The organism is Minwuia sp. IMCC3009, assembly GCF_029909415.1.
Taxonomy (GTDB): domain Bacteria; phylum Pseudomonadota; class Alphaproteobacteria; order Minwuiales; family Minwuiaceae; genus Minwuia.
Genome location: NZ_CP123781.1, coordinates 1,230,996 through 1,249,858, shown reverse-complemented (window position 1 = coordinate 1,249,858; position 18,863 = coordinate 1,230,996). Strand labels below are relative to the sequence as shown.

At 63.6% G+C, this 18,863-nt stretch carries 15 protein-coding genes; 2 read left to right on the top strand and 13 right to left on the bottom strand.

What is annotated here, in order from left to right; translation table 11 throughout:
* Positions 1-24 precede the first annotated feature (24 nt).
* Positions 25-2,490, bottom strand: coding sequence for a penicillin-binding protein 1A (locus QGV55_RS05895; protein WP_281017782.1), 2,466 nt, complete (start codon positions 2,488-2,490; stop codon positions 25-27).
* Positions 2,491-2,629: 139 nt separating this feature from the next.
* Entirely contained in the window at positions 2,630-3,805 is a 1,176-nt protein-coding gene (locus QGV55_RS05890) for an N-acetylmuramoyl-L-alanine amidase (protein ID WP_281017783.1), read from the bottom strand.
* 615 nt (positions 3,806-4,420) lie between these two features.
* Between QGV55_RS05890 and QGV55_RS05885 the strand changes: the two genes are divergently transcribed.
* A complete protein-coding gene (locus QGV55_RS05885; protein WP_281017784.1) occupies positions 4,421-7,213 on the top strand; it encodes a ribonuclease E/G in 2,793 nt (930 codons plus the stop codon).
* Positions 7,214-7,400: 187 nt separating this feature from the next.
* Here the strand turns inward: QGV55_RS05885 and QGV55_RS05880 are convergent, their stop codons facing one another.
* The 4 genes from QGV55_RS05880 to QGV55_RS05865 form a co-directional block, all read right to left on the bottom strand.
* Positions 7,401-8,423 (bottom strand): aspartate-semialdehyde dehydrogenase, encoded by a 1,023-nt coding sequence (locus QGV55_RS05880; RefSeq protein WP_281017785.1) that lies wholly within the window; start codon positions 8,421-8,423, stop codon positions 7,401-7,403.
* A gap of 144 nt (positions 8,424-8,567) precedes the next feature.
* Complete coding sequence (locus QGV55_RS05875) at positions 8,568-9,044, bottom strand: nuclear transport factor 2 family protein (protein WP_281017786.1); 477 nt, start codon at positions 9,042-9,044, stop codon at positions 8,568-8,570.
* Positions 8,992-9,756 carry an SDR family NAD(P)-dependent oxidoreductase gene (locus QGV55_RS05870; RefSeq protein WP_281017787.1) on the bottom strand — a complete coding sequence of 255 codons (765 nt, stop codon included), beginning with the start codon at positions 9,754-9,756 and terminating at the stop codon, positions 8,992-8,994. Before QGV55_RS05870 ends, QGV55_RS05875 begins: the two co-directional genes overlap by 53 nt.
* Entirely contained in the window at positions 9,753-10,427 is a 675-nt protein-coding gene (locus tag QGV55_RS05865; RefSeq protein ID WP_348637629.1) for a DUF6134 family protein, read from the bottom strand. The genes QGV55_RS05870 and QGV55_RS05865 overlap by 4 nt, the downstream gene beginning before the upstream one ends.
* A 140-nt stretch (positions 10,428-10,567) precedes the next feature.
* On the opposite strand from QGV55_RS05865, the gene QGV55_RS05860 reads away from it, so the two are divergent.
* The gene (locus QGV55_RS05860; RefSeq protein WP_281017789.1) at positions 10,568-11,536 is read left to right on the top strand and encodes an alpha/beta fold hydrolase; all 969 of its coding nucleotides are present in this window, start codon (positions 10,568-10,570) and stop codon (positions 11,534-11,536) included.
* Here the strand turns inward: QGV55_RS05860 and QGV55_RS05855 are convergent.
* The 7 genes from QGV55_RS05855 to QGV55_RS05825 all read right to left on the bottom strand — a co-directional run bounded on the left by QGV55_RS05855 (position 11,497) and on the right by QGV55_RS05825 (position 18,859).
* Positions 11,497-12,405 carry an alpha/beta hydrolase gene (locus QGV55_RS05855; protein WP_281017790.1) on the bottom strand — a complete coding sequence of 303 codons (909 nt, stop codon included), beginning with the start codon at positions 12,403-12,405 and terminating at the stop codon, positions 11,497-11,499. The genes QGV55_RS05860 and QGV55_RS05855 overlap by 40 nt on opposite strands.
* Before the next feature lie 4 nt (positions 12,406-12,409).
* Entirely contained in the window at positions 12,410-12,811 is a 402-nt protein-coding gene (locus tag QGV55_RS05850) for a DUF1330 domain-containing protein (protein ID WP_281017791.1), read from the bottom strand.
* A 112-nt stretch (positions 12,812-12,923) separates the two neighbouring features.
* On the bottom strand, positions 12,924-14,096 hold the full coding sequence (locus QGV55_RS05845; RefSeq protein WP_281017792.1) for an ABC transporter substrate-binding protein: 1,173 nt from the start codon (positions 14,094-14,096) through the stop codon (positions 12,924-12,926).
* 107 nt (positions 14,097-14,203) lie between these two features.
* Positions 14,204-16,078: an AMP-dependent synthetase/ligase gene (locus QGV55_RS05840; protein ID WP_281017793.1), complete on the bottom strand. Its 1,875-nt coding sequence runs from the start codon at positions 16,076-16,078 to the stop codon at positions 14,204-14,206.
* A 73-nt stretch (positions 16,079-16,151) separates the two neighbouring features.
* On the bottom strand, positions 16,152-16,925 hold the full coding sequence (locus QGV55_RS05835) for an ABC transporter ATP-binding protein (RefSeq protein ID WP_281017794.1): 774 nt from the start codon (positions 16,923-16,925) through the stop codon (positions 16,152-16,154).
* Positions 16,926-16,928: 3 nt separating this feature from the next.
* Positions 16,929-17,687: an ABC transporter ATP-binding protein gene (locus QGV55_RS05830; protein ID WP_281017795.1), complete on the bottom strand. Its 759-nt coding sequence runs from the start codon at positions 17,685-17,687 to the stop codon at positions 16,929-16,931.
* Positions 17,684-18,859, bottom strand: coding sequence for a branched-chain amino acid ABC transporter permease (locus QGV55_RS05825; protein ID WP_281017796.1), 1,176 nt, complete (start codon positions 18,857-18,859; stop codon positions 17,684-17,686). Before QGV55_RS05825 ends, QGV55_RS05830 begins: the two co-directional genes overlap by 4 nt.
* Between the last annotated feature and the right edge of the window lie 4 nt (positions 18,860-18,863).

Sequence of the window (18,863 nt, the reverse complement as noted above, 5' to 3'; positions counted from 1 at the left end):
TTGCAGCCAGTCGGGCAGGACCGTTCAGTACACCCCGTCGGTCGCTTTCGAACCGACGGCCCGCCGTTCCGGAATCGGCAACGCCGTGTCGTCCGTGATGTTGTCGGTCGCCGTTTCGGGCTGGATCGTTGCGCCGGTCAGCGCAGGCGCGTTGCGCGGATTGGGCTCCATTCCCGGCGCGAAGGCTTCCCAGATGATCTGTTCATCGCCAACGCGGGCCGGTTCGCCTGTCCGCGCATTGATGCGGATCAGGCGGACATTCTCGGGTACCCGGAAGGGCAGCCCCGGCTGATCGGCCAGTGCCTCCGCCATGATCGTCTGGAAGATCGGCGCGGCGACGCTTGAGCCGGTTTCCTGTCGGCCCAGAGGCTCCGGATTGTCGAAGCCCGTGAAGACACCGACGGCAAGATCGGGCGAGAAACCGATGAACCAGGCATCCCTGCTCTCGTTCGAGGTGCCGGTCTTGCCGGCCAGTGGCTTGCCGACCTGCGCGATGCGGGCGCCGGTCCCGCGGCGCACGACGCCTTCCAGCATCGACACCATCTGATAGGCGGTCTCCGCCCCGACGACGCGCGGCCTCTCGTCGGGCAGCAGGGGCTCGGGCTGGTGCTGCCACTCACGCACCAGGCAGGTATGGCAGTCCCGGGTCTCGTGCCGGAAGATCGTCCGGCCGGTGCGATCCTGTACCCGGTCGATGATCGTGGGCCGGATACCGCGTCCCCCATTGACCAGCATCCCGTAGGCTGCAGTGAGCTTCAGCAGCGTGACCTCACTGGAACCCAGCGCGTTCGCCAGGGTCCGGGGCAGGTCATCGTAGATGCGGAACCGTTCCGAATAGTCACTGACCACGTCCATCCCGACCTTCTGCGCCAGCCGGACGGTCATCAGGTTGCGCGATTTCTCGATGCCGAGGCGCAATGTGCTCGGCCCGTAGAACCGGTTGGAATAGTTCGACGGCTTCCACTTGCCCTGCCCGCCGCCCTGATCGATGACGAAGGGCGCATCGAGCACCAGCGATGCCGGGGTGAACCCATGCTCCAGCGCCGCCGCATAGACGAAGGGCTTGAAGGCGGAACCGGGCTGGCGCGCGGCCTGTGTCGCGCGGTTGAACTGGCTGCGCTCATAGGCGAAGCCACCGACCAGCGCCAGCACCCGCCCCGTGTGCGGGTCGAGCGCGACGACACCACCGTCGATGCGCGGCATCTGGCGCATCTGCGGCTTGTCCGGATCTTCCGTGTCCGGCCCGATCAGCACCACATCGCGGACGGCGAGCACATCGCTTGCGGCCTCCGGCGAGGCGCCGACCAGGCCGTTGCGCAGGGGCTTGCGGGCCCATTTCAGACGTTCAAGCGGCAGGTCCACGCGGGTCTTGTCGATCAGACCCAGCTCGGCCCCGTCACGGTCGACCGCCAGCACGACGGCAAGTTGCCAGTCCTCGGGCATCCCCGCAGGGGGACTGACAGCCGCCAGCCGGGTCGGCCAGTTGTCCATCGCTTCCAGCTGTGTCAGCGGGCCACGATAGCCATGGCGGCGGTCATAGAGGATCAACCCCTCCCGCAGGGCATCACGGGCGATCTCCTGCAGCCGCGGGTCCATGGTGGTCTGGACCGACAGGCCGCCGTCATACAGACCGTCCTCGCCAAAGCGGTCGGCCAGTTCCCTGCGCACCTCCTCCGCGAACCAGTCGGCCTTGACGAAGTTCACGTCGCGGCCACGGCGGGCCTCCAGCGGTTCGGCCAGGGCCTCCCGCGCCGTCTCTTCGGAGATCATGTCCTGCACCACCATGCGCCCGATGACCCAGTCCCGACGGGCAACGGCGCGCTTGTGATGGCGATAGGGGTCGTAGTTGCTGGGGGCCTTGGGCAATGCGGCCAGGAAGGCGGCCTCCGCCACCGTCAGCTCGTTCAGCGGCTTGTCGAAGTAGGTCAGCGCCGCAGAGGCAACGCCATAGGACCCCTGCCCCAGGTAGATCTCGTTCAGATAGAGTTCCAGAATGTGGTTCTTGTCGAACGCCTTCTCGATCCGCATCGCCAGGATCGCTTCCTTGATCTTGCGCTCGTAGGAGACCTCGTTCGTCAGCAGGAAGTTCTTGGCCACCTGCTGCGTGATCGTGGAGGCACCGACGGGACGGCGTCCGGTACCGAGATTGCGTAGGTTCTGCACGATGGCCCGGGCCACGGCGCGAAAATCAACGCCGATGTGATTGTAGAAATCACCGTCCTCTGCCGCCAGAAAGGCATTGATGACGCGGCGCGGCGTCGACTGGATCGGCACGAACAGCCTGCGTTCGCGTGCATATTCAGCCAGCAGCTGACCGTCACCGGCATGCACCCGGGTGACGACAGCGGGCGAATATTCGGCCAGCTTCTCATGCTCCGGCAATTCCCGACCGAAGTGCCAGAAGGCATAGGCAACGAAGCCAGTCACCGCCAGCGCACCAAGTACGCCGAGCGCTGTCAGCCAGAGAAAGATCTTCCAAACAATACGCATGAACTCAGCTTGGTCCGGTACCCGATTGATGTTTCATCCGGTTGATACAGCAAACACTAGGCCAGAATCATGGCCCTGCGAAGGCAATCGGACCGTGGCCGGATCCCTGATGGGAACAGCCGGTGAAACATCAGGCGATCTAGCGCCTGAAATAGGCGTCGATGGCGTCTGCCAGACCATCGGCGATCCGCTGGCGGGTGCGGGACGATTTCAGTTGCGCCTCTTCCTGACGGTTGGTCAGGAATCCGACCTCCACCAGCACCGAGGGCACGTCCGGTGCCTTCAGCACCCTGAACCCGGCGAAACGGTGCGGATTGGAACGCATTGTGATGCGTTGCCCCAGTTCGACGACGACGGTCTGGGCCAGGGTCGCGGACTGATTCATGGTCTCGCGCTGGGCCAGGTCGATCAGGATCGAGGTCACATCGTCCGCCTCGTCACTCAGGTCCACACCGGCAATGATGTCTGAACGGTTCTCTCGTCGCGCCAGCGCCGCTGCCTCCCGGTCGGAGGATTTCTCGGAAAGCGTGTAGACCCCTGCCCCGCGTGCCGTCCGACCAGCGGCGGCATCGGCGTGCAGCGAAACGAACAGGTCCGCGTTCGCCCGGCGTGCAATCCGCACACGGTCACCCAGGCGCACGAACCTGTCCCCGTCGCGTGTCATCACGACCCGGTAGTTGCCTCGGGCGCGCAGGGCATCCCGCAGCGCCAGGCCCAGACTCAGGACAATATCCTTCTCCCGCGTGCCCCCTGCGCCGATCGCGCCCGGATCAACGCCACCATGCCCCGGATCGATGACGACCACACGACCGGCGCCGGGTCGCCGTGGCGGCAGCGGCGGCACCCCGCTGGGCCAGAAGGCCACGTCCTGTTTTTCCGCCACCGGCTTGGCGGCCGCACTCTCCTGCTTCGCGGCGGCAAAGGCCGCCCCGTCGGCAGCCCGCAGGTCGATGACCAGCCGCCACTGCTGCCCGGCCTGCGGCGGCAGGGCAAAGACCCTGTGTGCAACCACTGGCTGGTCCGCATCCATCACCAGCCGGCCCGTATTGGCCCGGAACTGACCGAAGCGCAGGTCGCGGATCAGGCCACGGGGCGGATCGGGGCGCCCCTCCAGCGCCCAGTCCGTGTCGGCAAGGTCGACAACAATCCGGAACGGATCCTCCAGCAGGAACAGATTCCACTCCGGCTTTGCACTCAGATCCAGGACCACGCGTGTGGTTGCAGCATTCTCCCCGGTGCGAATCGCGGTGATGGCGGTGGCGTATGCTGCGGACAGCGGCGCGCAAAGCAGCACGAACAGCACCGGCAGCAACATGACAGGCCAGAAGCCTGCGTACCCGGGAAAGTGCCTCCGAAGGCCGCTTCCGCTCACCTTTCGTCCCATCTTCATCAGTGGCAAAGGAGCCTTGCGTCAGGGGTTGCGGCGCACCGACCAGGTTCTTTCCGTAAGGTAGTGCACAATGCTTGCTGCAACATGCTGCAATTTGCTAGTGTCGCCATGCGAGTTTCCAGTGCCGCCGTGTTGTCCGGTTCCGACCGGCCCTGCGGCGCGGTAGGGATGAGCTCCGACGAAAGGTAATCCGGGTCAGTATCTCTGGCCACTCCCTTGTTCAATCGACCGCCCGGACGACAGGACGGTCAGGGGGTGACATGGGACCCGGTGACCAGATCGTCCCAGCCCATCCGGTCACCAAAATGATGACCGCCGCCCAGGGCATCTGGAGAGATTATTGAAACTCGGGATTTGTCTGCGCACCCGTTGGGTGGCGACGGCAGGGACTGACGGACCGCATCATGGCGAGCCGAAGGGGTTTAACCTTTTTCGGCGCCGTTCGATGTCTGGGCCCGACCTTGCAGATCCTGACATAACATATGGATGGCCCAGTACCACTGACTCGCCGGTACCGCTGCCATCCCGGAGATATGGCTAATGGCCACTCGTATGCTGGTCGATGCGGCACATCCGGAGGAAACCCGGGTTGTGATCGTGAAGGGCAATCGCCTTGATGAATTTGATTTCGAGGTCGACAGCCGCAAACCCCTGAAGGGCAACATCTATCTGGCCAAGGTCACCCGTGTGGAACCTTCGCTGCAGGCGGCCTTCGTCGAATTCGGCGGCAACCGCCACGGCTTCCTGGCCTTCAACGAAATCCACCCCGACTACTACCAGATCCCCGTCGCGGATCGCGAGGCACTGATCGCCGAGCAGCAGCGCGAGGTCGCCCGTGTGGCGGAGGCTGAAGAGGCCGAGATCGAGGAAGAGGGTGAAGGCGAGGACGATCAGTCCTCCGAGGACGGTGACGACGAGAGCCGTTCGTCCGGCAATGGCCGCAACCGGCGTGGACGCGGTCGTGGCCGCAACCGTCGGCGTGGCAGCGGCCCGACCTCCGACGAGGACTCGGATCTGGGCGTCGAGGACGTTGGTGGTGATGAGCTGGAGGAGGACATCGCGCCGCGCCGTCCGTCACAGCACAGCCGTCCCTACAAGATCCAGGAAGTCATCAAGCGTCGCCAGATCCTGCTGGTGCAGGCGGTCAAGGAAGAACGAGGCAACAAGGGCGCGGCCCTGACCACCTACCTGTCGCTCGCCGGTCGTTACTGCGTGCTGATGCCGAACACGGCACGGGGCGGCGGCATCAGCCGCAAGATCGCCAATGTCGCCGACCGCAAGAAGCTGAAATCCGCCGTGAAGGAACTGGACGTGCCGGAGGGCACGGGCGTCATCGTCCGCACCGCCGGGGCCAAGCGCACCAAGTCCGAGATCAAGCGCGACTTCGAGTTCCTGCTGCGCCTCTGGGACGACATCCGCGACCTGACCCTGCGGTCCACCGCGCCGACCCTGGTCTATGAGGAAGCATCGCTGATCACCCGCGCGATCCGCGACTTCTATTCCAAGGACATCGACGAGGTCCTGGTGGAAGGCGAGGACGGTTACCGCGTCGCCAAGGACTTCATGAAGCGGATCATGCCGTCGCACGCGAAGAAGGTTCAGCCCTATCGCGACCGCATTCCCCTGTTCCACCGCTACCAGGTGGAACAGCAGCTCGACAGCATGTACGGCAATGAGGTCACCCTGCCGTCCGGCGGCTATATCGTCATCAACTCGACGGAGGCGCTGGTCGCCATCGACGTGAACTCGGGCAAGTCCACCAAGGGCCGGTCCATCGAGGAAACGGCGACCAAGACCAATCTGGAGGCCGCAGAGGAGGTCGCGCGCCAGTTGCGGCTGCGCGATCTGGCCGGTCTGGTGGTCATCGACTTCATCGACATGGACGAGTCCCGCAACAACCGGGCAGTCGAGCGCAAGCTGAAGGACTGCCTGCGCGTGGACCGTGCCCGCATCCAGATCGGGCGGATCAGCCACTTCGGGCTGCTGGAAATGTCGCGCCAGCGCCTGCGCCCCGGCGTGCAGGACGTCAACATGATGCCCTGCAGCCATTGCCATGGCCTCGGCGTCGTCCGTTCCATCGATTCGACGGCGCTGCACCTGCTGCGCTCCATCGAGGAAGAGGGCATCCGCGAGCGTTCAGCCGGTATCCGCATCCACATGCCGGCGGAGGTCGCGATCTACATCGTGAACCACAAGCGCCGTGCCCTGGCTGAGATCGAGGAACGCTACGGCTTCGCCGTGGAGATCGCCGCAGACATGGAACTGGTGTCCCCGGATCACCGGATCGAGCGCATCGCCGCCTCCGAGATCAGTGAGGAGATCGAGCGCCCGCAGCGGGAGACCACTGCTCCGGCGATCGAGCACGAAGATGATGAGGATGCGGCGGATCAGACCAACGCCCACAGCGACGATGACGAAGACGAGGCCGAGCAGCGGGGGTCGGATGACGATGGTGGCCGCCCGCGCAGCCGTCGCAGGCGCCGCCGGCGCGGCGGTGCCTCCTCCGATCAGGATTCGAACGGCGACAGCAGCGGCCAGGAGGCTTCTCAGGGTGATGATGCCGATGGCGGCAAGTCCGAGGAAGCCGCGTCGGGTGGCGACGATGATGACGACGGCGAGGGCAAGAACCGCCGCCGTCGCGGTCGCCGTGGCGGCCGGCGCAGGCGTGGCCGGAAGGACGACGACCAGTCGTCGAATCAGCAGAACGGCAGCAGCGATGTCGCACCGCTGGGCGATGGCGAGGTCAATGAGGAAGGTATCCAGTCTCCGTTCCTGATGGCCGCCGCAGTGCCGCCGTCCCAGGTCCAGGCCGAGATCGTTGCCGAACAGAGCAGCCCCGACGACGAGCCTGCTGACGGCACGACGCCCGACCAGGCATCGCCCGATCACGCTTCGGATGAGACCGGCAACGGTGAAGCGGAAGCAGAAGCGGGCAGTGACGACACCGTCGAACCGTCCGGTTCCGGGGACGTCGCCGATGCATCGAATGACGATGCGCCGGAAGCCTCTGCCGAGCAGGCCGAGGAAGAAGGCCAGCCCGCTGACGATGATGCCGTGCCGGAGCGGGCGCCCGAGGCTGAGGCCGAGGCCGGGACAGAGACCGAAACGGAAGTAGAGGCTCCTGCGGCGGCAGAGGCTGAGGCAGAAGTCGAGGTTGCAGTCGAGACCGAGGTGACATCGGACGCTGAGCCGGAGCCGGTCGCCGCATCTGCGGAAGAGCCGGAGACCACTTCGGCGGCAGAACCGGCACCCGAACTGGAGCCGGTCGCCGACGCCGCGCCAAAGGCCCCGGCCAAGCGCGGCTGGTGGTCACGCAAGCGCCGCGACGACTGACCCTGACAGCGAGCGGGCGCTCACGCGCCCATTCGACTGGTCGAACAGGCACCATCCTCCAATGCGTTGGGGGATGGTGTTTTTCGTTCCGGTCGCGGCCTTCAGGGTCGGCAAAGAAAAAGCCACCCCGACCTGTTGAAGGGTCGGGGTGGCTTCATGTTCCGGCCAGAGCTGGCGAGGACGCCGGTCAGGCAGCCTTCTTCAGGAAGCGGGCGCCCAGTGTCTCGGCGATCTGGACCGTGTTCAGTGCGGCACCCTTGCGCAGGTTGTCCGACACCACCCAGAGGTTCAGGCCATTGTCGATGGTCGAGTCCGCACGGATCCGGCTGATGAACGTGGCGTAATCGCCAACGCACTCGACCGGTGTGATGTACTGCTCCTCTTCCGGGTTATCGATGACCATGCAGCCCGGGGCCTCGCGCAGCAAATCGCGCGCTTCGTCCGCGGACAGCGGCTCCTCCAGTTCCAGATTTACCGCCTCGGCATGGCCGACGAAGGTCGGCACCCGCACGCAGGTCGCGGTCAGGCGGATCTTCGGGTCAAGAATCTTCTTGGTCTCGACCATCATCTTCCACTCTTCCTTCGTGTCGCCGCCATCCAGGAACACGTCGATGTGCGGGATGACGTTGAAGGCGATCTGCTTCGTGAACTTGCTCGGCTCCGCCGCCTGGTTGACGAAGATACCCTTGGTCTGGCTGAACAGCTCGTCCATCCCCTCACGCCCGGCACCGGACGTCGACTGATAGGTGGAAACCACCACACGACGGATGCGGGCGCGGTCGTGGATCGGCTTCAGCGCCACCACAAGCTGCGCCGTGGAACAGTTCGGATTGGCGATGATGTTGCGCCTGGCAAACCCGGCCAGGGCGTCGGAATTCACCTCCGGCACCACCAGCGGCACATCCGGATCCATGCGGAACGCGGAACTGTTGTCGATCACGACACAGCCCTGGGCCGCGGCCTTCGGCGCATACTCCCGGGCAATGTCGCCACCGGCGGAGAACAGCGCGATGTCGTAGCCCGTGAAATCGAAATCATCGAGGGCTTTCGTTTTCAGGGTCCTGTCGCCGAACGTGACTTCCGTACCGAGCGAGCGGCGGCTGGCAACAGCCGTCACCTCATCGGCGGGGAACATGCGTTCCTCCAGAATGTTCAACATTTCGCGGCCCACATTGCCCGTGGCACCGACGACGGCGACGCGATAGCCCATCTCCCTCGTCCTTTCGATCAGAGAATTCTGCCGCACCCGACTGATGCGGAAGTGGGCGGAGAGATACGCCTTGCCCAGGCAACAGGCAAGTGCTGCACGGCTGAAATATCCTAAGGTGCGGTCAAGCGACCGGGCAGGATCAGCCTATCCTGCCGCCGAATGGGCAGCGAAGCGCCCCCGGATCTTGCCCAGGATCCAGCCGAGCACAGGCAGTCGTTCGTACATCTGGCTGGCCGCATCCCAATAGTCGATATGCTCCGTCACACGACCGTCCGCATCGAAGACGACGACGCTGGTGCCGGTGACAATCCACTTCTCCTTGCCCAACGCGCTGACGTAACCGCTCATGGTCCAGCGCAGCCATCCTGTCTGCCCGTCCAGGCACCGCGCATCGACCACCAGGGCGTAGTCGCGGACATCGCGCAGCATCGCGGTGAACATGCGCTGCAGACGCTCATGGCCACGAAAGTCGCTGAACGGGTCCTTGAAGCGGGCATCGGCTGCATAGACATCCGGCACCCGCTCAATGTCAGCCGTCGTCATGCCCTCAAAGAAGGCGACGTAGTACTCAAGAGGATCGGCTGCGCGTTGTCCATCGGACGAGGGGGAAGTAGAGGGCATAGGGCAGACACCTCACCATTTTCAGGATCGTCGTGAAGACAAAAGGGAACCTGACCTCGAACCCGCGACCGATCACACCATCGACCAGCCGCTCCGCCGCCTGTTCGACCGGCATCAGAAACGGCATCGGGTGATCGTTGCGGTCGGTCAGCGGGGTCTTCACGAACCCCGGATTGACCACGCCCATATGGACGCCCAGCGGTTTCAGTTCGCAGTGCAGGGCCTCTGCCATGTTGATCAGCGCCGCCTTCGAAGCGCCATAGCTTGCGGCGCGCGGCAGGCCGCGATACCCGGCGACAGAGGAAACGACAAAGATGCGACCGGCCCCGCGCTCGATCATGCGCGGCAGCAGGGGCTCGAGACAGCGCGACGCGCCGACGACATTCAGGTCCAGCGTGGCGCGCATCGCCTCCGCCGTGAACGTCTGGGCTGTCGTCGGGGTATAGCTGCCGGCACACAGGACAGCCGATCCGATGGGACCAAGCTCATCCTCGATCCGCGCGACGACCGCCGCGATAGCTTCCGCATCGGTGATGTCACCGGGGAAGGCCGTGATGTCGCCCAACTGGCCCGCCGCCTCTTGCGCCAGCCTGTTCAGTTCGTCCTCGCGTCGCGCGGTCGCCGCCACGCGATAGCCGCGCCGCGCGAACTCCAGCGCCGAAGCGCGGCCAATCCCCGAACTGGCTCCGGTTATCCAGACTATTCCACTCATTCTGTACGCTCCGCCAATCCCTCGGCGGCCCTGCACTTCTCGCAGCGATACTCGATCCGTTCGCCACCCTTCGTCAGGAACCGCAGTTTCACCCACCGGCCCGCAGCGTCGTACCAGACGTCCACATCGTGCAGGTCACCCGTGTAGAGATAGCGATCCGCCATGACATATCCATGTGCGGTTTCGACCCGCTCCTGACCCTTGGCGTTGATTGAAACGCTGGCCAGATGCCCGGTCAGCGTATTGAGCACCCGCGTCTGGCCGATGATTCCCGGATGCCAGTGATTGGACGGGAACAGCGCTCCCTCCACCCGACGAAGGCCACCCGATCCATCGACCACCACTTCCCCGCCGAACCGCCGGGCGGAAACCTCCGCCTGCGTGCCGTCATCGTTCACGGACGCGTCCAGCGACTGCAGCGCGGCCCCATCCCAGACGGAACTTGACCCATATTCGAAGCGATAGGCCGTGATCCCGAGGAATTTCACGCGGGCACGGAAGTCGATCTGGACGTCGACCAGATCACCATCGCGCCGGAACTGCACGGTGTGCGTACCGATCTGGCGATCCTTGCGCCAGACACTGAACCGGATATCGGAGCCATACATGACCAGGGGGTCGAAGGCGGACCCATGCGCGGTCGCCGCACGGGCAGCACGGTCGACTGTCATCAGGACGAGAAGAACCGCGAGCAGGATCGCGGTTGCAGGCCATGAAGATGGATTTCGGCGTGGGGTCATGATTGATAAGCTACGCCGCGACCTGCGGATCGGATCATGCCCCGGGGCAAGAATGCTGGACATCTGCTGAAATGACCATTGCGCTGATCATCATCGGACTGCTGATTGTGGCGTTTCTGCTGGGCCCGCGGGCGCGGGTGCGGGATCGTGTCAGCTATGAGCGGGGGGAACTGGGTCAGGATCCGGTGGAGACCCTGGCGCGCCGGGAAGCCCGGTTCAGCGATATCCGCCCGGGACTGGACAGGGAGATCGTCTGGCGCGATCCGGCAGCCCGTGACAGACGCCCATGGGCCGTGGTCAACATCCACGGCTTCTCGGCCAGCAAGCAGGAGCTTCGCCCGCTGCCTGACATCGTGGCTGAGGGTCTGGACGCCAACCTCTACTTCACGCGTCTCGCCGGTCACGGCAGGACGGCATCGGCCATGGCGGAGCCGGACGCCGACGACTGGCTGGACGATATGGCAGAGGCGCTGGAGGTGGGGAAGCTGCTGGGTGAGCGGGTGCTGGTGCTCGGCATGTCCACGGGCGCGACCCTGGCCGCCTGGGCGGCGATGCGCGATGACATGCGTCATGACATGGACGCCATCGTGTTCATCTCACCCAACTTCGAGATCCGGCGGAACGGCACCCGCTATCTGACCATCCCCTGGGCGCGGCAACTGCTGCGGCTGTTCATGGGCCGGATCAATCCCATTCGGGAGGGCGAGAATCCCGCGTTCAGCCAGGCCTGGACCACCGGATATCCGGCCGAAGCGCTGTTGCCGATGGCGGCTGCCGTCCGTCATGTGCAACGTCTGAAGCTCGAGGAAACCAGCCAGCCCGCGCTGTTCATCCATTCACCCGACGACCAGGTGATCAGCGTGCCGCACGTGCAAGCGACGTATCAGCGTTGGGGCGGCGCACCGAAGGCCATGATCCAGGTGACCGACGCCGAGGACAAGCTGCAGCACATCATTGCCGGGGACATTGTCAGCCCGACACCGACACGGCGGCTGGCCGATCAGGTGGTGGACTGGGTGAGGTCCCTGTCCGCGAACTGAGCGATACGTGCGGAGATCTCGTCCGGGATCTGATGCGCGATCCAGTGATCGTTCTCCGGATAACGGTGCACGGTGATGTCCGGTCCGGCCTCCTGCATCCGCTCCAGGTTTTCCGGCGCGAAATAGGGATCCCCCTCCCCCCAAAGCACCATCGTCGGGACGGAAACCTGCGTCTCGGCAACCGTCCGAGGCGCCGCATCATCGCCACTCGGCGGACCCGACCTGTTGGCGCGGTAATAGTTCAGACCACCGGTCAGGGAACCCGGCAACTGCCAGTGCGCCAGATAGGCCGCCGCATCGTCCTCCGTCAGGTGCCCGGCCTTCAGTCCGGGATCGAGAATGTTGGTGCGCAGACCCGCGAAATCGTCCCGGCTGACCAGCATCTCGGCCTGTTCGGAGCGGAAGGCCAGCATGTACTGGCTGCGCGTCACCTGTTCACTGTCGGGCTGGCGCAGCAACTCGCTCATGATTCCCGGATGGGCACAGTTGATGATCACCAGACGGTCGATCAGGTCGGGACGGCGGATGGCCACTTCCCAGGCCATGAAGCCACCCCAGTCATGCCCGACCAGAATCACCTTTTCCCGCCCGTAGGCCGCGATGATACCCGCGACGTCGTCCACCAGATTGCCGATCTCGAAGCTCTCCAGATCCTCCGGCTTCTCCGTCAGGTTGATGCCCCGGCAGTCCGGCGCCACGCAGAACCAGTTGTCCGACAGGGTCTCGAGCTGCTTCCGCCAGGCGTACCAGAACTCGGGAAAGCCATGCAGGAACAGGATCATGGGGGACAGCGGATCCCCGGCCTCGGCGCAGTGAAACCGAAGGCCATTGGCCTGAACGTCAACATGGCGGATCGCATTCGTACCCATCGGATCAGTCCTCCCGGAAGCGCCCATAGGCCTGTTCGGAGGCAATGATGACATGCTCTTGGCAACCGTTGAGGCGATGGTGGTTCTGCGCCTCGTAGTCCGCCGACGTGATGAAGCTGCGGAAGGCCGCCTTCGACGGATAGCGGACCAGGGCCACGAAGTCCCAGTCGCCGAACTGCGCCGGACCGAACGACGCTCCCTTCGCATCGCCAGTCCAGATGATGCCGCCGCCGACGCCCCGGATCAGGTGGTTCACGCCCTTCGAATAGCGCACGTAGGCGTCCCAGCCACTGCCATCACCGTCCAGAGATTTCTCCCGGAACTTCATCAGGTTCACCATGACAACCGGTGTGTCATCGGCAATCCGTGCCAGTGTCTCGTCGTGCAGTTCGTCAATCGCGGCCATCATGCCCTCCCCGATAGCTGTCCCGGCTCTGCCAAGAATGGAACCGAAACGAAAACAGGGGCCGACCATGTGGCCGCCCCCTGCTTTTCGTCAACAGTCGTCAGACTGTGGATCAGTAAGCGATGTTCTCGCCAATCCGTACCCAGCGACCGCCCTGAACCTGCGACAGGAAGGATTCGTTGGATCCCTGACGCTTCTCCGGACCGAAGCTCTGAACCGGACCACCGAAGATGTCGCGATAACCCTTGATCTGCTCGAAGCCCTTGATCATCGAGTCGACTGTCAGATCCTTGCCGGCGTTCTGCAGCGCGAGAACGGTCATGTCAGCAAAGATGTAACCGAGCTGGGCCGGGAAATCCGGGTTCTTGCCGAACTTCTCCTTGTAGGAGTTGTACCAGTTGCGAACCAGCGGATCCGGGTTGTCGCCATAGGCCATCTGGAAACCGGTCATCGCCATGAAGCCCTCGGTCACGCCACCCTTGGCACCGGCGGTGTAGCCGTTGTAGGTCGCGATGGAACCGACGAAATCGACATCCCAGCCCATCGAACGCGCGGTCACGTAGGGGATGATCGTGTCGGAGACGATGGTGCCCATGTAGACAACGTCACAACCGGCCTCACGCAGCTTGGTGACGGACGCGGTGAAATCCTTGTCTGTCGGCTTGTGCGCAGTTTCGGCGATCAGCGACTGGCCCATGGCCTCCGCCTGATCCTTGGCACCGAATTCGATCTCGCGACCGAAGTCCGTATCCTGGTACATCGTGCAGGGCTTGGTCTTGCCGCGGGTTTCCGCGAACAGCTTCACAGCCGCACGGATCTGATCGTAGTAGGTCGAGCCACCAGCGAACTTCAGCTTGTGGAACGGCTCGAACATCTGCCGCGCGGACGAGAACGGGAACAGGTTCGGGATGCCCGCAGCAAGCTGACGCGGCAGCACAGCGTTGTTCATCGGGGTGCCGAGCGCGGACAGCATGGTGAAGACGCGGTCACGGTTGATCAGCTTGTTGCCCGCCTGAACGGCCTTCGGCACCTGATACTCGTTGTCCTCGATCACCAGCCGGATCTTGCGACCGTGGATGCCACCTTCGGCATTCACCGCGTCGAACCGCTGACGCATGCCTTCGACAGATGGCACACCCCAGACCGCAACCGGGCCCGAAAGCGCCGTATGCGTGCCGATCAGGATCTCGTCATCGGTCACGCCGCGCTCTGCGGCCTGCGCCGCGCTTGCGATCATTGTTGCCGTGGCGGCCACTGCAGCCAGGCCAAGAAGCTTCTTTTTCATCCGATCCTCCCTGTTTCCGGCCCCGTTTGGTTCAGGACCGTTTCTGTGACACCAAGTCTATCAGAATTCCGTTTCAGACAAAGCGTTTCACCCATTTGTGGCACCAATCAGGCCGCTTCCGAATACATGCTGTCGATCAGGCTTTCGTACTTCTTCTCGACGAACTTCCGCTTCAGCTTCATTGTCGGCGTGACCTCGTCGTCTTCCGGGTCAAGCTGCTTGTCCAGCACGCGGAACTTCTTGATGGTCTCGACCCGGGCGAACTTTGCGTTCACCCGCTCGATCTCCTCCGACACCAGTTCGATGACTTCGGGTGCGCGTGCCAGCGATGCAAAGCTGGTGAAGGCGATGTTGCGTTCCTGCGCGAACTTCTCGACCATCTCCTGATCGATCATGACCAGCGCCGTCAGATACTTGCGACGGTCACCGATGACCACTGCGTCAGAGACATAGGGCGAGAACTTCAGCTCGTTCTCGATCTCCGACGGGGTGATGTTCTTGCCACCGGCGGTGATGATGATGTCCTTCATCCGGTCGGTGATCTTCACATAGCCCTCGTTGTCGATGGCACCGACGTCGCCGGTGTGCAGCCAGCCGTCGACCACCGTCTCCGCCGACTTCTCCGGCTGGTTCAGGTAGCCCATGAAGATATGGCGGCCCCGCAGCAGGATCTCCCCCTCCGGCGAGAGCTTGCATTCGGCGTAGCGGGCGCAGCGGCCGACTGTACCGAGCTTGATGTCGCCGGGCAGATTGGTGGTGGCGAGACCGGTGTTCTCCGTCTGGCCATAGAGCTCCAGCATTTCGATGCCCAGCGCCATGTACCAGCGGATCAGCTGCGGCGAGATCGGCGCGGCACCCGTGCCGACCCAGTCAACCCGTGACAGGCCGAGGACGTTGCGGACATTGCGCAGGACCAGGAAGAGGCCGATCCTGAACTTCAGCTTCTCCAGGAACGTCGGCTCCTGCCCCTCCAGCTTCTTGTCGGCGACGGCCAGGCCCCAGTCGATCGCGACCTTGTAGGCGAACTGCTGCAGCTTGGTGGCATCACGGACGGCAATGTTGATCTGCGAATAGAGCTTCTCCCAGATCCGCGGCACCGCGAAGAAGGTGGTCGGCTGGATCTCCTGGATGTTCTCGAACACCGTCTCCGGGTTCTCGACGAAGTTCGCGATATTGCCGGTATAGAGTGAGAAATAGGTCAGCGTGCGCTCCGCCACGTGGCAAAGCGGCAGGAAGGCCACGCGCTCCCCGCCGGTTTCCTGCGGCAGGATCTGGGTGCCATTGGCCATCTGGAAGCACAGGTTGTCATGGCTGATCATCGCGCCCTTGGGCGGGCCGGTGGTGCCGGAGGTATAGACCAGAATGGCCATGTCACCCGGCTCGGCCCGCTGCAGCAGTTCTTCCCAGCGTCCCGGGTTCGCATCATTGTGCGCCTGACCGCCGGCCAGAAAATCACTGAAGCTGACAACCATGGCGTCCTCGAAGGTCGCCAGTCCCTCCATGTCGAAGACCACGATCAGCTTCAGGCTGGGGCACTGTTCGCGCACGGTCAGCACCTTGTCGAGCTGTTCCTCATCCTCGACGAAGATCACGCCGGTCCGGGAGTCATTCACCAGATATTCGACCTGGGCCGCCGCGTCGGTCGGATAGATACCGGCACAGGCGGCACCGATGCCCTGAATGCCCATGTCGGTGAACATCCATTCCGGCAGCGTGTTGGACAGGACAGCCACGACATCGCCCTTGGCAACGCCATGCTTGTCCAGCGCCATGCCGACATTGCGTGCCTTGTCGCCGAATTCCGCCCAGGTGATCGCCTTCCAGATCCCGTGGTCCTTCTTGCGCATGGCGATCCTGCTCGACCAGTTCGTGACGCGATGCCAGAACATCTGCGGCACTGTCGTGGCGTCGGGATCGTCCACAAGAATCAGTTCACGGCCATCTTCGGCCATCTGTCGGGTCTCGGTCAGCCTTGCGGTCATGGTCTGCTCCGCCTTCTCCCGTTGCACGATACGGTCCGAACCTGCGCCGGGAATGAATCCCGGGGCCGTCGCCCTATCGCCAGAGTTTCTTCTTCTTCCAGCGCCGTTCGCCACGTGCGCCTTCGTCCTTCACGCCCAGGTAGAATTCCTGGATGTCCTCACGCTGGATCAGCTTCTCGCATGGGTCCTCCATGACGATCCGCCCGACCTCCAGCACATAGCCGAAATCAGCGGTCTTCAGCGCCATGTTGGCATTCTGCTCCACCAGCAGCATGGTCACGCCGCGCTCCTTGTTCAGGCGCACGATGATCTCGAAGATCTCCTTCACCAGACGCGGGCTCAGCCCCAGCGACGGCTCGTCCAGCAGCATCACCTTCGGTCGCGCCATCAGCGCCCGGCTGATCGACAGCATCTGCTGCTCACCGCCTGAGAGCTGGCCGGCCGGCTGCTCCCGCCGCTCCTTCAGGACCGGGAAGTAGTTGAAGACCATGTCGATGTCGTCGACGACACCCTTGGCATCCTTGCGGGTGAAGGCTCCCATCCGCAGGTTTTCCTGCACCGACAGGAACGGAAAGACCTCCCGCCCTTCCGGCACGTGACTGATACCCCGCCGCATCACCCAGTCGGGTTCGCGGGAGGTGATGTCCTCGCCTTCGAACGTCACCTTGCCCTTGCGCGGATCCATGACGCCCGAGATCGTCTTCAGGATCGTGGTCTTGCCTGCCCCGTTGGAGCCCAGCACCGTGACGATATCGCCTTCGTTGACCGTGATGCTGACACCGCGAATGGCCATGATCGGCCCGTAGTAGGTCTCGACGTTGGAAACTGTCAGAATGGGTTCACTCACCGTTCAGCCCCCCAGATACGCGCGAATGACCTCTTCGTTCGACTGCACCTCGGAGGGGCTGCCGAGCGTGAGGACGCGGCCATAGTTCAGTGCGAGAACGCGGTCGGAGACCCGGTTCACCAGGCTCATGTCATGTTCGACCATCAGCACGCTGATCCCCAGCAGGTCCCGGATATCCTTGATCCAGAAAGCCATGTCGCTGGTTTCCTCGACATTCAGGCCCGACGAGGGCTCATCGAGCAGCAGCAGCTTCGGTTCGGTACAGAGGGCGCGCCCCAGTTCCACCACCTTCCGCACGCCGTAGGGCAGGTTGGCGATCCGCTGATCGCGGTACCGGGCGAGGTCCAGGAACTCGATCACCTTCTCCACCTCCTCACGGTGCGCCAGTTCGGCACGCCGGGTGGAGGGCAGGAAGAAGATGTTCGCAAGCAGGGTGCCGCTGCGATGGGCATGGCGCCCGATCAGCAGGTTCTGCAGCACGGTCGCCTGTTCGAAGAGTTCGATGTTCTGGAACGTGCGTGCGATGCCCCGCCCTGCGATCAGATGCGGGGCGGTGTTGGTGATATCCTCGTCATTGAAGATCAGCTTGCCTTCGGTGGGTTCGTAGATGCGACTGATCAGGTTGAAGATCGTCGTCTTGCCCGCACCGTTGGGGCCAATGATCGTGAAGATCTCGCCCTCTTCGATCTCGAAATCGACACCATCCACGGCCTTAACGCCGCCAAAATGGATCGCCAGTTTGTCCGCCTTGAAGAAGGTCACCGCAGCCGCTCCGTCTTCACATAGGATTTCTGCCGCGCAAAGGTCGATTTCTTGTACAGCGGGAACAGATCGAAATAGGTCTTCACCTTCAGCCAGCGGCCATAGAGGCCCATCGGTTCGAAGATGATGAACAGCACCAGCAGCGCACCGAAGATCGCGGCCTCCAGACCCGGCGAATTGACGAAGCGCACCAGGCCGGCGAGGAACTCGACCCCGCCCGCACCGGCCGTCACCTCGTCACGCATGATCGGGATGAAGGACCGCAGCATGATCAGGAACGCGGCACCCAGCACCGCACCCTGAATGGTGCCGATACCACCGACGACGCAGATCAGAAGCAGTTCGATGGAAATGAAGATGTTGAACGCGTCCGGTGCCAGATGGGAGATCTGGTGCGCGAACAGTCCGCCGGCGAGGCCGGTGACGAAGGCGCTGATACCGAACGCCGTCGTCTTGTAGTACGCCAGATGGATGCCCATCGACTGCGCGGAAATCTCCGAATCCCGGATGGCAACGAAGGCACGGCCCGTCGGGCTGCGCAGCAGGTTCCGCGCGATCAGTGCGGCGAGCACCAGCACCGCGATGCAGATGTAGTAGAGCGAGACCGGTGACCAGAGTTCGACCCAGCCGACATGCAGGCCGCCGACCGAGAACCATTCCCCCTGGTACATCGCCTCCGGCTGGATGGAGAGGAAGTCAGGCGCCGCAACCGGCAGCCCGTCAAAGCCGCCGGTGACCGACGACCACTTCGACATGACCTCCTGCGTGATCAGGGCGACGGCCAGCGTGGCGATGGCCAGATAGATGCCGTGCATCCGCAGTGTGGGCAGGCCCACGGCGACACCGATCGCGCCCGCAAGCAGTCCGCCCAGCGGCAGCGAGACGAGAAACGGCACGCCGTTCTGCAGCAGGTAGGCATGCGTATAGGCACCGATACCCAGGAAGGCGGAGTGTCCGAGGCTCGCCATGCCGGTGAAACCGACGGCGATCATCAGACCCATGGCCGCGATGGAGTAGATCAGCCAGAGATTGGCCTCACCCACATAATAGACGCCTGCGAAGATCGGCAGTGCCAGCAGCGCCGCCAGAAAAATGCCGTAACCGATCAGGTCCCCATTGTGCCGCCAGAGGCGCAGGTCCTGTTCGTAGCGTGTCTTGAAAACAAAGCGCATCGGA

Excerpts from the sequence above, each read along its gene's own strand:
- QGV55_RS05840 (WP_281017793.1), bottom strand. The coding sequence starts at position 16,078 with ATGACCGCAAGGCTGACCGAGACCCGACAGATGGCCGAAGATGGCCGT.
- QGV55_RS05825 (WP_281017796.1), bottom strand. The coding sequence starts at position 18,859 with ATGCGCTTTGTTTTCAAGACACGCTACGAACAGGACCTGCGCCTCTGG.
- QGV55_RS05890 (WP_281017783.1), bottom strand. The coding sequence starts at position 3,805 with ATGTTGCTGCCGGTGCTGTTCGTGCTGCTTTGCGCGCCGCTGTCCGCA.
- QGV55_RS05860 (WP_281017789.1), top strand. The coding sequence starts at position 10,568 with ATGACCATTGCGCTGATCATCATCGGACTGCTGATTGTGGCGTTTCTG.
- QGV55_RS05885 (WP_281017784.1), top strand. The coding sequence starts at position 4,421 with ATGGCCACTCGTATGCTGGTCGATGCGGCACATCCGGAGGAAACCCGG.
- QGV55_RS05880 (WP_281017785.1), bottom strand. The coding sequence starts at position 8,423 with ATGGGCTATCGCGTCGCCGTCGTCGGTGCCACGGGCAATGTGGGCCGC.
- QGV55_RS05850 (WP_281017791.1), bottom strand. The coding sequence starts at position 12,811 with ATGGCCGCGATTGACGAACTGCACGACGAGACACTGGCACGGATTGCC.
- QGV55_RS05855 (WP_281017790.1), bottom strand. The coding sequence starts at position 12,405 with ATGGGTACGAATGCGATCCGCCATGTTGACGTTCAGGCCAATGGCCTT.
- QGV55_RS05895 (WP_281017782.1), bottom strand. The coding sequence starts at position 2,490 with ATGCGTATTGTTTGGAAGATCTTTCTCTGGCTGACAGCGCTCGGCGTA.
- QGV55_RS05870 (WP_281017787.1), bottom strand. The coding sequence starts at position 9,756 with ATGAGTGGAATAGTCTGGATAACCGGAGCCAGTTCGGGGATTGGCCGC.
- QGV55_RS05875 (WP_281017786.1), bottom strand. The coding sequence starts at position 9,044 with ATGCCCTCTACTTCCCCCTCGTCCGATGGACAACGCGCAGCCGATCCT.
- QGV55_RS05865 (WP_348637629.1), bottom strand. The coding sequence starts at position 10,427 with ATGACAGTCGACCGTGCTGCCCGTGCGGCGACCGCGCATGGGTCCGCC.
- QGV55_RS05845 (WP_281017792.1), bottom strand. The coding sequence starts at position 14,096 with ATGAAAAAGAAGCTTCTTGGCCTGGCTGCAGTGGCCGCCACGGCAACA.